The organism is Achromobacter sp. JCM 18799 (assembly GCF_055395645.1).
On sequence record NZ_AP043866.1, the window covers coordinates 423,997 to 436,472 of the forward strand.

The 12,476-nt window shown below is 65.7% G+C and carries 13 protein-coding genes, 1 tRNA gene and 1 riboswitch; of the genes, 8 read left to right on the forward strand and 6 right to left on the reverse strand.

The window, feature by feature from the left end; all coding sequences use genetic code 11:
- Positions 1-30 precede the first annotated feature (30 nt).
- Positions 31-1,311, reverse strand: coding sequence for an LLM class flavin-dependent oxidoreductase (locus tag ACZ5YA_RS02265; protein ID WP_059374215.1), 1,281 nt, complete (start codon positions 1,309-1,311; stop codon positions 31-33).
- Positions 1,312-1,485: 174 nt separating this feature from the next.
- Positions 1,486-1,592: riboswitch (TPP riboswitch) on the forward strand.
- A 102-nt stretch (positions 1,593-1,694) separates the two neighbouring features.
- Between ACZ5YA_RS02265 and ACZ5YA_RS02270 the strand changes: the two genes are divergently transcribed.
- Positions 1,695-3,146 (forward strand): sodium:solute symporter family protein, encoded by a 1,452-nt coding sequence (locus tag ACZ5YA_RS02270; protein WP_464091951.1) that lies wholly within the window; start codon positions 1,695-1,697, stop codon positions 3,144-3,146.
- A 47-nt stretch (positions 3,147-3,193) separates the two neighbouring features.
- Here the strand turns inward: ACZ5YA_RS02270 and ACZ5YA_RS02275 are convergent, their stop codons facing one another.
- The 3 genes from ACZ5YA_RS02275 to ACZ5YA_RS02285 are packed head-to-tail and all read right to left on the reverse strand — an operon-like array spanning position 3,194 to position 7,077.
- Positions 3,194-4,705 carry an AMP-binding protein gene (locus tag ACZ5YA_RS02275; RefSeq protein ID WP_059374217.1) on the reverse strand — a complete coding sequence of 504 codons (1,512 nt, stop codon included), beginning with the start codon at positions 4,703-4,705 and terminating at the stop codon, positions 3,194-3,196.
- Complete coding sequence (locus ACZ5YA_RS02280; protein WP_059374218.1) at positions 4,702-5,916, reverse strand: thiolase family protein; 1,215 nt, start codon at positions 5,914-5,916, stop codon at positions 4,702-4,704. The genes ACZ5YA_RS02275 and ACZ5YA_RS02280 overlap by 4 nt, the downstream gene beginning before the upstream one ends.
- A gap of 27 nt (positions 5,917-5,943) precedes the next feature.
- A complete protein-coding gene (locus tag ACZ5YA_RS02285) occupies positions 5,944-7,077 on the reverse strand; it encodes an ABC transporter substrate-binding protein (protein ID WP_059374219.1) in 1,134 nt (377 codons plus the stop codon).
- A 122-nt stretch (positions 7,078-7,199) separates the two neighbouring features.
- Between ACZ5YA_RS02285 and ACZ5YA_RS02290 the strand changes: the two genes are divergently transcribed.
- Positions 7,200-8,156 (forward strand): LysR substrate-binding domain-containing protein, encoded by a 957-nt coding sequence (locus ACZ5YA_RS02290; RefSeq protein ID WP_059374220.1) that lies wholly within the window; start codon positions 7,200-7,202, stop codon positions 8,154-8,156.
- Positions 8,157-8,316: 160 nt separating this feature from the next.
- Positions 8,317-9,030 carry an autoinducer binding domain-containing protein gene (locus ACZ5YA_RS02295; protein WP_059374221.1) on the forward strand — a complete coding sequence of 238 codons (714 nt, stop codon included), beginning with the start codon at positions 8,317-8,319 and terminating at the stop codon, positions 9,028-9,030.
- Between the two features lie 134 nt (positions 9,031-9,164).
- Here the strand turns inward: ACZ5YA_RS02295 and ACZ5YA_RS02300 are convergent.
- Positions 9,165-9,240: transfer RNA gene (locus tag ACZ5YA_RS02300), tRNA-Ala, on the reverse strand.
- A gap of 66 nt (positions 9,241-9,306) precedes the next feature.
- Entirely contained in the window at positions 9,307-10,089 is a 783-nt protein-coding gene (xth, locus tag ACZ5YA_RS02305) for an exodeoxyribonuclease III (protein WP_059374222.1), read from the reverse strand.
- A gap of 349 nt (positions 10,090-10,438) precedes the next feature.
- Here xth and ACZ5YA_RS02310 point away from each other — a divergent pair, with 349 nt between their 5' ends.
- From ACZ5YA_RS02310 to ACZ5YA_RS02330, 5 genes are all read left to right on the forward strand, one after another.
- On the forward strand, positions 10,439-10,960 hold the full coding sequence (locus tag ACZ5YA_RS02310; protein WP_464091952.1) for a sigma-70 family RNA polymerase sigma factor: 522 nt from the start codon (positions 10,439-10,441) through the stop codon (positions 10,958-10,960).
- Positions 10,961-11,111: 151 nt separating this feature from the next.
- The gene (locus tag ACZ5YA_RS02315; protein WP_464091953.1) at positions 11,112-11,360 is read left to right on the forward strand and encodes a FecR/PupR family sigma factor regulator; all 249 of its coding nucleotides are present in this window, start codon (positions 11,112-11,114) and stop codon (positions 11,358-11,360) included.
- Positions 11,361-11,644: 284 nt separating this feature from the next.
- Positions 11,645-11,785: a hypothetical protein gene (locus ACZ5YA_RS02320; protein ID WP_464091954.1), complete on the forward strand. Its 141-nt coding sequence runs from the start codon at positions 11,645-11,647 to the stop codon at positions 11,783-11,785.
- 202 nt (positions 11,786-11,987) lie between these two features.
- A complete protein-coding gene (locus ACZ5YA_RS02325; protein WP_059374273.1) occupies positions 11,988-12,254 on the forward strand; it encodes a hypothetical protein in 267 nt (88 codons plus the stop codon).
- Positions 12,251-12,469: a hypothetical protein gene (locus ACZ5YA_RS02330; protein ID WP_059374274.1), complete on the forward strand. Its 219-nt coding sequence runs from the start codon at positions 12,251-12,253 to the stop codon at positions 12,467-12,469. The genes ACZ5YA_RS02325 and ACZ5YA_RS02330 overlap by 4 nt, the downstream gene beginning before the upstream one ends.
- Positions 12,470-12,476 lie beyond the last annotated feature (7 nt).

Below are 12,476 nucleotides of genomic sequence, written 5' to 3' on the forward strand. Positions count from 1 at the left end.
AGATGGCCCGCCGGGGACGGCCGCGCCGGCCTATCGGGATCCCAGTCCCAGGTGCCCGCGCAGCGTGCTGTGTTGGTACTCGGTGCGGAACAAGCCCCGGCGTTGCAGCACCGGAATCACGTGCTCGACGAAATCATCGATCCCCCCGGGCAGGGAAGGCGGCATCAGATTGAAGCCATCGGCGCCTTCGTTGCGGTACCAATGCTCCATCCGGTCGGCGATCTGTTCGGGCGTGCCCACCATGGTGCAGTGGCCGCCGCCGGCCGCCAGCCGTCCGAGCAACTGGCGCACGGTGGGCTTTTCGGTTTCGATGATGCGCAGGATGGTCGCGTAGCGGCCCTTGGGGCCGGTGAATTCCGCCAGGGGCGGCAGAGCCGGCACGGGCGCGTCCAGCTCCCAGGCGGAGCAGTCCTGCAGCACGAACATGCCCAGCTGGCGCAGCGAAGCGTCGCTGGGCAGCAACACGTCGAGCTCGCGCTGCTTGGCCCGGGCCTCGGCCTCGGTCGAACCCACGTAGGTGACCAGGCCCGGCATGATCGGCACGAAATCCTGGCGTCCCGCGGCCAGCACGCGCCGCTTGATGTCGCGGTAGTAGGCTTGCGCAGCGGGCAGGTCGTAGGCGACGGCGTAGATCGCTTCGGCGCGCCGGGCGGCCAGATCGCGCCCCTGGTCCGAGGCGCCGGCCTGGAACAGCACCGGGCGGCCTTGCGGCGGACGCGGCACCGTCAGGGGGCCATCCACCAGGAAATGCTCGCCGTGATGGCCGATCTTGTGCACGCGCGCGGGCACGCCGTAGTCGCCGGCGCGGTCGATGGCCAGGGCATCCGCGTCCCACGAGTCAAACAGCTTCAAGGCGACGTCGACGAATTCCTCGGCGCGCGCATAGCGCCAGTCATGCCCCGGCATGGACTCGTAGCCATGATTGCGCGCTTCCGCGTCGAACATGGACGTGACTACGTTCCAACCCATCCGACCGCCCGAAATATGGTCCAGCGAGGCCACCATGCGGGCCGCGTGAAAGGGCGTGAAGAAGGTGCTGGAGACCGTGCTGATCAGGCCGATGCGGGAGGTGGCGCGCGCGATCGCGGCCATGGCGGTCAGCGGTTCCAGGTGCCAGCGCGGGCCGTCGCCGATGTTGTCGACCGATTGCCCATCGGCAAAGAAGATGGCGTCCAGCTTGCCGCGTTCGGCGGTGCGCGCCAGTTCTTCGTAATAGGCGATGTCGCCCAGCCGCTCGGCGGCCGAGTCCGGATGGCGCCAGGCGGCGCGGTGATGGCCGCAGCCGAAAATGAACAGGTTCAGATGCAGCATGGCGATCCGGCCCGGACAGGGGCGGTAAAAGGCGCGATAGGCATGGTCAGGCTCTACGATTGCAGCGGCGGACAGGAAAACGGCCGCCGCACGCGGGCGAACTTAGCACAAAAGCCGCTGGCGGGCGTCCGCGCCTGGCGCGTTGACATTGGCGTGCCGCTCTCCTAATCTTGCGGCAATTCCTGGGGGAGCCCTGCAAGGGCTGAGATTCCGCGACATCGCGGTAACCCTTTGAACCTGATCCGGGTAATGCCGGCGAAGGGAAGGACATCGCGCAGTCCGCGCGCCCTCCCTAGACTTTCATTCATCTTGCGGCCTGCGTACCAGCGGGGCCGCCGCGTTGCGCGTCCGGCTGCCCGCCGGCAGCGGGAGGACCGAAACCCATGTTGACCCAATCCACCGCCCTGATGTGGCTGCTGCTGTTTTCGGGCGGCTTTGCCGTGGCCAGCGTGCTGTACACGCGCCGCAAGCGCGGCACGCTGGAGGACTACATCGTCGCCCGCAACAGCCAGGGCGCCTTCGGCACCATCCTGACGCTGATGGCTTCGACCCTGGGCGCGTGGATCCTGTTCTCGCCCGCGCAGGCTGCCACCTGGGGCGGCCTGGCGGCGGTGATCGGCTACGCGCTGGGATCGATGTCGCCGCGCCTGGTCATGATTCCGCTGGGACGGCGCATGCGCGAACTGATTCCCCACGGACACACCCTGACGGAGTTCCTGATGGCGCGCTACGGCCGGCCCATGTACGGCCTGGCGCTGTTCATCATGCTGTTTTATCTCTTCATTGCCCTGTCGGCCGAAGTCACGGCGATCGCCAAGCTGGTCACCATGCTGGCGCCCGTGCCGCTGTGGGCCACCGCGGCCATCGTGATGGGCACCACCTTGCTCTACACCACCTACGGCGGCCTGCGCTCGTCGATCTTCACCGACCAGGTGCAGATGATGGTGATCGTGCCCCTGCTGGTGATTCTGTGCGTGGTCGGCTGGCAGGCCGTGGGCGGCGCCATGCCCACCATCGAAGCGCTGCAGGCCAAGGCGCCGCAGCTGCTGGACCTGACCGATCCGGTGGGCATCAAGGCGGGGCTGACCTTTTTCGTCGCCATCTTGCTGACGGGGATTTTCCACCAGGGCAACTGGCAGCGCATCTATGCCGCCCGCGATGCCCGCTCTATGCGCAACGGCTTCCTGCTGGGCGGCCTGCTGGTCGCGCCCTTCATCTTCCTCATGGGACTGTTCGGCCTGGCCTTCGTCGGCCTGGCGCCCCAGGGCGACAGCTCCATCGCGCTCTTCAGCGTCATCATGCCGCATGCGCCCGCGTGGTTCGTGATCGCGTTGATTCCCTTGGGGCTGTCGCTGGTCATGAGCACCGCCGACACGGCGATCAGCGCCGTCTCCAGCATCATCGCGGTCGACATGCGCCGCCTGATGCCCAACGCCAGTTCCATGACCATGAAGCGCCTGGCGCGCTGGCTGGTGCTGTTGATGGCCATTCCGGTCATGATCGTGGCCTCGCAGGGCTACAGCGTGCTGTACCTGTTCCTGCTGGCCGACCTGCTGTGCTCCGCCGCCGCCTTTCCGGTGTTCTATGGATTGTTCAGCCGCAAGCACGACGGCCTCACCGCCACTGTCGCGACCCTCTCCGGCTTGGCGGCGGGCCTGTTCTACTTCCCGGCGCCGGGCGACAAGCCCTCGTTCCTGCTGGAGTCCTTCCTGCTGGCGGCGGTGGTGCCGGTGGTGACGACGGTGCTGATGCGATGCCTGCTGCGCGGCCGCAAGGAGTTCGATTTCTCGACCCTGAGCGCGGCGGTGCGCAGGCTGGATCGGGACCCGGCGTGAGCAGCGGGCCGGCCGCGTGACGCCCCTGCCGGGGCGTCGCGCAGCCTTTATGGCGCGCGCAGCGCCTTCTTGTCCACCTTGTTGGCGCCCGTGTAGGGCAGGGCGTCGAGTATGCAGACGACCGCCGGCACCTTGTAGCGCGCCAGGTTCGACTGGCAGTGCGCGATCAGCCCGGCTTCGTCGATTGCCGCGCCCGGCCGCAGGACGACGAAGGCGCGGATGACCTCGCCGCGATAGCTGTCCGGCCAACCCACCGCCGCGGCTTCGGCCACGTCCGGATGCAGGTACAGCACCTCGTCGATCTCGCGCGGGTAGACGTTGTAGCCACCGGAAATCACCAGATCCTTTTTGCGGTCGCGGATGTACAGGAAACCGTCCTCCGCGAACTCGCCGATATCGCCCGTATAGAGCCAGCCGTCGCGCAGGGTTTCAGCGGTGGCGTCCGGCCTGGCCAGATAGCCTTGCATGATCTGCGGCCCACGCGCGCGGATTTCGCCGCGCTGGCCGGGCGGCAGCACGACCGTGCCTGATTCCAGGTCGACCACCTGCACCTCGGTGCCGGCCACGGGCGTGCCGACCGAACCATGGCGGGCGCCGGCCGGGCCGTTGTAGGTGAGGATGGGGCCCGCTTCAGTCTGGCCGTAGCCCTCGTAGATCGGCGCGCCTACCGCAGCTTCCCAGCGCCGGTGCACTTCTTCGGCCAGCGGGGCGGATCCGGAATAGCAGACGCGCACGCTGGACCAGTCGGTGGCCGCGAAGCGCGGGTGCGACAGCAAGCCGGTGTAGATGGTGGGGCTGCCGGGAAACAACGTAATGCGCTCGCGCTCTACGGTGTCGCAGACGTCGTCGGGCCGGTAACGCGGCAGCACCACCAGCGTGGCCGCGGCGCTGGCGGCCAGGAACAGGCCCATGGCCATGCCGTAGGAATGGAACAGCGGCATGGCGCAAAGCACGCTGTCGGCGCCGTAGCGGGTGGGCAGGGCCAATTCCCGCTGCAGCACATTGGTGGCGATGGCGTCGCGTCCGAGGATCACGCCCTTGGGGTGTCCGGTCGTGCCGCCGGTGTATTGGAGCAAGGCCGGCGCCTGGGCGTCGGCATCGTCCAGCGGCGCATCGTCCAGGCCTGGCTCCGGCTTCAGCCACTCACGGGCCTCGTCTTCGGCGACCAACGGGATGCCCAGCGCCGCGGCCAGCGACGCCGCGACGGCCGCCGATGCCGCGTCCGCAATCAGCAGAGCGGGCTGCGCGTCGCGCAGGATGAACTCCAGTTCGCGCGCGGTATACAGCGGATTGAGCGGCACATGCTGGTTGCCGGAGCACTGTAGCGCTAGCGTCACCACGCAGGCCAGGTCCGAATTGCCCAGCAGCGTTGCGATGCGCGCGCCGCAAGGCGCGTGGACGCGCAGATGGCGGGCCGTCGCCCAGACTTCGGCGGCGTAGCGCCGGTAATCGACGCGACGTGTGCCGCAAACCAGGGCCGTGCGCTCGGGCCAGTCGCGCGCCGCGCGGGCCAGCAGGGCGGGAATGCGCAGGACGCCTTCAAGGCTGGATTGGCTCATCGTGCCGCTCCGCCAGCGTCCACGCGCAAGACCACGGCCATCGCGCTGTCGCCGGCCGCGCAGCCCGTGAACAGGCCCAGGCCGCCGCCACGCTCGGCCAGTTCTTCGATGAGCTCGATGACGGACCGAAGGCCGGTCGGGCTTTGAGGATGGCCCCACACCAGCGAGCAGCCATAGTTGTTCATGGCCATGACGTCGAACCCCGTGGCGCGCGCCAGCGCAATGTCCGAGACCACGAAGGGGTTGTGCGTCTTCACCGCATGCAGGTCGGACACGGCCAGGTTGGCGCGTTGCAGCGCGTGGCCGGCGGCTTCGATCGGCGCCTGCGGCATATAGCCCTTTTCGGTGCGCGACTGGCCGAAGCCCAGAATCTCGATGCCGATCTCGGGGCGGCGCGACAACTCACGCGCACGCGCGGCGGTTGCCAGAACCATGCCCGCGTTGCCGTCGGCCGGATGCGTCTGCCCGCCATAGGTGATGGTGCCGCCGGGCAGCACGGGCGCCAGGCGCGCCAGACCCGCTTCTGTGGTGGCATGGATGCCTTCGTCACCTTCCAGCACCGATGCGATTTTGGCGTAGCGCGGGTCGGGCACCTCGAAGGGCAGCGTCATGTAACGCTGTTGGAACCGGCGGCCGCCGGCGCAGGCCTGCGCGTACTGCTCGTAGCGGCGCAGCGTGACGGCATTCTGTTCGTCCGTGGAGATGCCATGGCGTTCGGCCACGCGCTCGCCGGTCTGCAGCATGGACAGGCCGCTCCAGGGATCGTGCGAAAAATTGTCCAACACCCAGTTTTCATGCGCGCCGGAGCCGCCGGGGCCGGCGGGATCGGGATGGTAGAGCTGCGGGCCGTTGGACACGCGGTCGGCCATGAGGACCAGCGAGGTTTCGGCGTTGCCGAGCATGAGTTCGGCCGCGGCCGCGGCCAGGCCCCGCACCGAGGTGGCGCAAGCCTGCGAGACCACCGGCCCCGCCAGATGGGGCGCGCCCAGCATGCCGGCCACCCAGGGCAGGCCGTAGAACGAGCCCTGCTGCGGCACCGAGCAGCCCAGCACCGCGCTTTGCAGCGCCGCGGGCGAGATGCCGCGGCGCTCCAGTTCACGGCTGGCGGTCCAGGCCGCGAAACGCAGGCTGTGCAGGCGCGACAGGCTGCCCTGCCAGCGCGAGAATGGGGTGCTCCAATACACGCCATAGGGAATGTGTACGCCGGTCATGCGGACTCCTGTTGCAAGAAGGGCGGCTTACGGCAGGAACTGCCAGGCGCCCGAACGGGCCTGCATCAGCACGACGCCGCGCTCGTCCAGACCGTTGTGGTTGGTGGGCGACATCATGTAGATGCCCTGGGTGCCGACGGTGCCCTGCAGGCTTTCCAGGGCGTCGCGCAGCGCCTGGCGGAAGGCGGGGGTGCCGGGCTGGGTGCCCGCGGGAATCTTGGCCACGGCCGCGTCCAGCAACAGATAGGCGTCGTAGGTGTAAGGCGCGAAGGCGTTGCGCGAATCGGCGCCGTAGGTCGATTCATACTGCTGGGCGTAGCGCGTGGCGACCGGCTTGATCGGGCTGTCCGCGGGCAGCTGTTCCACCACCTGTACCGGGCCGCTGGGCACAATGACGCCATCCACGCCCTTGCCGCCCAGCTTCAGGAAATCCTTGTTGATCACGCCATGCGTGTTGTACTGGACGCCCTGATAGCCGCGTTCGCGCAGCGACAGATGGGGCAGGGCGCCCGGCGTGCCCGAGCCGCCGACCAACACCGCGCCGGGGTTGAGAGCGACAATCTTCAGCACCTGCGCCGTGACCGAGTTGTCGGTGCGCGCGTAGCGTTCGTTGCTGAGCACCGTGATGCCGCGCTTGGCGGCCGATTCCTGCAACGCGCGGTAGACGGCGTCGCCCCAGGCGTCCGAGAAGCCGATGTAGGCCACGCTCTTCACGCCGCGCTTGGCCATGTCGGCGGTCAGCGAGTCCACCATCAGGTCTATGCCATGGGCCACCACGAAGATCCATTCGGCGCGGTCGGGGCTGACCATGATGGGCGCCAACGAGAGCTGCGGCGTGCGCGCTTCGCGGGCGACTTCCGTGACCGCCATCGAGGTCGGCACATTGCTCGGGCCGATGATGGCGTCCACCTTGTTCTCGGTGATCAGCTTGCGCGCCGTCCTGACCGCGGACGACGGATCGGTCGCATCGTCCAGCGCGATGTACTCCACCGGTTGGCCGCCCAGCGTCTTGGGCAGTAGCGGCACGGTGCTGCGGTATAGCGACCCCATGGAGGCTCCGGGGCCGGTGCTGCTGGCGATCACGCCGATGCGGATGTCGGCGGACGCGGCGGCGGGCGCCAGGGCGCAGGCCAGCGCCAGCGCGGCAAGACGATGAAACATGGCTATTCCCCTTTTTTTGGATATCACCCGGTTAGCGGGATGACCCTAGTATGGGCGTGTTGGCGATAACTGGATAATTGCGATTCCTTATCAATCGATAACCAACTTGCCGGGCGTATTCCATGCCGGACATCCCCCCTTTGCAGCAGCTGCGGTCGCGCCTGCGCATCCGCCACCTGGTCTTGCTGGACGAGCTGGGACGGGTCGGCAATCTGCACCGGGCAGCCGAAGCGATGCACCTCAGCCAGCCCGCGCTGAGCAAGCTGCTGGGCGAGGCCGAAGCGCTGGCCGGTCAGCCCTTGTTCGAGCGTTCGCATCACGGCGTCGCGCCGACCGCGCTGGGTTTGCTGATGATCGACCGCGCCCGCCTGCTGCTGAACGAACTCGACGCGACGCACGCCGAACTCGCCGCCGCTGCCAACGGCGCAAGCGGCAAGGTGAGGGCGGGCATTTTCCCGGTGGTGGCGCATCTGCTCGTGCCCCTGGCGGCGCAACGCCTGCAGGAGACGCATCCGGCGCTGCGCATCGAGCTGTCCGAAGGCCTGGAAAAGCAGTTGTTGCCCGCCTTGCGCGCAGGCGAGCTGGACTGCGTGGTGGGACGGCTCGGGGTGGAGGGGGCGGACGCCGACCTGCAATGCGAGATTCTTTACGACGAGGCCACCGCCGTGGTCTGCGGCCCGGCCCATCCGCTGGCCTCGCGCAGCCGGTTGAGCGGCGCGGCGCTGGACAAATGCCGCTGGGTGCTGCCGTCGCGCAACGCGGCGCTCTACAGCATGGTCGCCGCCGCCGTGTCGGCGCGCGGCGCGGGCTTCCCGCAGGTTGCCATCGAATCCAGCGCCATTCTGACGATCGTCTCGCTATTGCAGCGGACCTCGCTGCTGTCGGCCATTCCGCTGCGTGTGGCTCGTGCTCTGGCGGCCAACGGGCAACTGGCCATCCTGCCGCTGGCCTTGCAGGCGCGGCTGCACCCCGTGGGCATCATGACGCGGCGGGACGTGCGCACTGCGGCTGCGGCATCGTTGTTCCTGGATGCGTTGCGAGACGCCGCGACGACGATGCGCGTCGATGCAAACGTTTGAATATCGCCTGTCAATAAATAAAAAATGAACAAGTAATTATATTTGTTTAAATTTTGAAATATTTCAGGAGTTTAACTATATTGTGACTGCGGCGTTATTGATTTTCAGCCGTGCGATTTTCAAATGATGGCGATGCAAATGCACGAGGGTGGAATTCGGAATGAAGCCGTGGGCACAAGACCTTTTATTGGCGACTAATAGCGCGACCACTGAGCAAGCCGTTTTCACGGAGGTGGCCACCGCTGCATTGAATCTGGGGTTTTCTTATTGCGGGTATGTGGTGGGGGCGGCCTTGCCGTTTACCAATCCCCAGGTCGTCATGATCAGCAATTATCCAATCTCCTGGCAGGAGCGTTACGCGCAGGCGCGTTACGTGGAGATCGACCCCACCGTAAAGCACTGCGGCCAGTCCGCGATACCCATCGTCTGGTCGGACAGGGTGTTTGCGGGAACGCCTGAGCTTTGGGACGAGGCGCAGGCGGCGGGCCTTTGTGTGGGGTGGTCTCAGTCGAACCTGGACGCTTACGGAACCGGGGGGATGCTGACGCTGGCCAGACAGAAGGAGCAACTCTCCGACGAGGAACTGATTAGCAAGGAATTGCGCATGCGATGGCTGGTGACCGCTGCGCACCTGGCATTGAGCAGGGTCACGCTGCCGCGATTCAAATTGGCGCCGGATACTCCATTGACGCGTCGCGAGACCGAAATTCTAAAATGGGCGGCGGACGGAAAGACCAGCAGCGACGTGTCCGAAATACTGGCGATTGCCGAGTCGACGGTCAGATTTCACACGAAGAACGCCATTTCCAAGCTCGGCGCCCGAAATCGGACTGCAGCCGTGGCGCGCGCCGCGCTGCTCGGACTCTTGCGATAGGTGGGCGGCGCATTGGCGGCCCGCCGATCTCCGCATGCTGCGGGATCGAGATTCCGCAGGCGCCGGAATCCGGCGCATAAAGCAAAACAGGGCACCACATCGCTAAATGTAGTGCCCTGTCTTGGCGGGAATTTTGGTGGAGCGGAGGAGGATCGAACTCCCGACCTTCGCATTGCGAACGCGACGCTCTCCCAGCTGAGCTACCGCCCCAATGAAGCAAGACCAAGACTATACAGGAATGTTCTTGGCCTGCGCAATATGCCGTCGTGCAAAAAATCAGGCGAATTCCAAGGTTGCCACCACAGGGGCGTGATCGGACGGTTGCTCGTTGCGGCGCGGCTCCTTGTCGATGACGCAGGCGGTGCAGCGTTTGACCAGCGGCGCGGACAGAAGGACGTGATCAATGCGCAAGCCGGCATTGCGGCGGAACGCGAACTGGCGGTAGTCCCACCAGCTGAAGGATTTCTCCGGCTGCTCGAAAAGGCGGAAGGAATCCGCCAGTCCCAGGTCGATCAGGGCGCCGAAGGCCTTGCGCTCCGGCTCGGACACCAGCACCTGGCCTTCCCATTTCTCGGGGTTATGCACGTCTTCGTCGGCTGGCGCGACGTTGTAGTCGCCCAGCACCGCCAGCCGCGGATACTGCTTGATCTCGTCGGCCAGCCAGGCGCGCATGGCTTCGAACCAGTCCAGCTTGTAGGCGTACTTGTCCGAACCCACCGCCTGGCCGTTGGGGCAGTAGGCGCAGACGACGCGTACGTCGCCTTCGGCGCTGGGAAAGGTCAGCGCCAGGACGCGCTGCTGCGGATCCTCATAGCCGGGAATGTTGCGCACCATGGACGTGCCGGGCACGCGCGAAATGATGGCGACGCCGTTATAGGTTTTCTGGCCGGCCCAGACGGCGCGGTAGCCGGCCTCGGTGAAGGCGGCTTCGGGGAACTTGTCGTCCGTGAGCTTGAGTTCCTGGATGCACAGCACGTCGACGGGATTGGCTGCCAGCCAGTCCAGCACCTGCGGCAGGCGCACATTCAGGGAGTTCACGTTCCAGGTGGCTAATTTCATGATTTTCGTAGACCGTTCATTCATGCGGCTTGCGGCGGCGTCGCCCGCCACGATCCCGGTTCCAGTTGATCTTCTGGCCATGCATCCGGGGCGTGGTCGGCGGTCGCCGGGGACAGACGCAGATGATACCGTGGCTGCGCCGCCCGGGCCCGCGGCCTGTCCGCGCTGAAGCTGACTCTCAGGCTTTCAGGGCGCCATGCAGTAGCTAGCTTGAGGCCCTATAAAAAGAGCTGGGTTGGGCGAACAAAGGGGGCGCGGCGTTAGATATTCGATCTTCCATTAATAATAATTTTTCTCAATAGATTGAGTTATTTCAAGTCACCATAGATCTGTGCGCGGAGGCACTTCGATGTTCATGGGTTCGCAGGGGGCGGGGCTTGGAGACGTTTTCATTGCACATCGGGCGCAGCTGCGTCGCATCGCGCAAAGAATCGTCGGCACGCCGGAGATCGCGGATGAAGTGACGCAAGACGCCTACCTGAAGCTCATTGAAGGGTCATGCGCGCGCGACGTCAGCGAACCTTTTGGTTACTGCTGCCAGGTGGTCCGTAATCTGGCGTTGGACCATTGCCGCCGTCAGGCCGTCGAATCCACGTATCGCATTTATACGGACGATGGGGAATTGCCGCAGGTCGCTGGCGGCTGCGTGCCGGAGCGTCGCTTCCAGGAGCGGCAGGTGATCGATGCCATCGACCAGATCCTCGGCACCTTGCCGCCCAGGACGCGGCGCGCCTTCGAACTCTATAGGCTCGGCGGTTTGACGCAACGTGAGGTGGCGCGGCAAATGGGCTGCTCGGCCACGCTTGTGAACTTTATGCTCCGGGATGCCACTGAGGCCGTCGCCAGCTGCCGCGATTTGTTGGAGGTCTGAGTCCGCAGGCATCGGGCTGCGCAGTTGCGCCTTGGGCTTGGTTGGCGCAAGCATGCGGTTCGGACGGTATGCCGCCGCCCAAAGAAGTTATCGTGGATAGCCTTTTCCTATACCATAGCGCCGACTAGCCATTCAGGCCCGACGGTAGCCAATGGGCGATGACATCGATTCGAAGCAAGACCCGGTCTGGGATGCTGCCTGGTCCTGGGTGCTGCGCCACCACGAGCACGATAGCTTCGACGCAAACGCTGAAGCCGAATTGGTGCAATGGCTTGCCGTCGATGCGGCCCATCGTCAGGCCTACGACAAGGCCGGCCGCCTGTGGTTGATGGTGGGCTTGGTTCCTCCCGCGAACGATATCGATATCCCCGGCGCCGAGGAGCGCGGCGGCAAGGCCTAGTTTTCAGGCTTGTTTTCGCCACGTTTGCAGCCATCGACGCCGTGCCGCTGTGAGCGGTTTGCATCTCCTTCCCCCCGCACGCTCGATCAGCGCCGCATTCGCAAGGATGCGCTTGCACATGTTCGCGCGCTGCGTGACCGGCGGCTGGCGCGCTGTCGACGGCGTCAAGGGAGGCAAGAAAACCGTTCTCGATTATGTCGAGAAGACTTGGACCGACATGCGGCCGCTGTCGCCGCGCAGGTGGATGGACGAACAATCTGCGGCGATGCAAGGCCGGCCATGGCATGGCAAGCCACGACGACCGCTATTTCCATCTGGCCGACCGCCTGATACGGATGGAGAACGGTCAGATCACGGCGATCGAAACGTCGGTTGCAGGGGATCTGGCGAAGTTGGCGCCCGCCGAGCTGGTTGCCGTGCAATGAGAGGCTGTCGTTCCTCGGCGTTGCCCAGATAGTTTATGTGTGAATTTTTATTTCCACCCTGAGTGGATGGCGCAGCCTGGGATGGCTCGCTCCAGGCCGCGGGCGGGGAAGTACACAAAATGTTCTATTTTTTGCGGTTTTCTAATGCCTGAGAATTGACGCGGCGTCTACGCTCCCTACAGTTTCCTGAACGGAGAGGAGTATGAAGCCCCTTGATTTGGATCAGGTTCCTCCTGGCGCGGCCGGAGTTCCCGGCATCCCCATCGTCGGCTGGCTGTTGGACGGGCCGCAGCCCGAGTTCACCGATATCGTCAGCGTTGCCCGCCAATGGATGGCGGACGGGCAGCGCGTGTCCGAAGTGGTGCGGGCGCAGGACTGCCGGGGAGCGCCCGCGACGGGGCCTGGGCTCATCCTGATGCGCGCCTGCGGCCTCGCGGGAAAGCGCTCGGGCGCGGAGAGAAAACAATGAAAACCGGAGTGATCAGGCTCAACGGGCATCAGCTCGAATATGAACTCAGGCCGCTGGCGGCGCAGCAAGGCTACGAAGCCTGGGTACGCACCGCGCCAGGCCGCGAATGGACGCGGATAGGCGTGGGCGATTCCGCCTTCGTGAGCGAGGATGCCGCGCTCAAGGGCATCAAGTACGCCGCAGTGGAAATCAGCGCGCGACGGCTGCAGGCCTAGGGTTTGC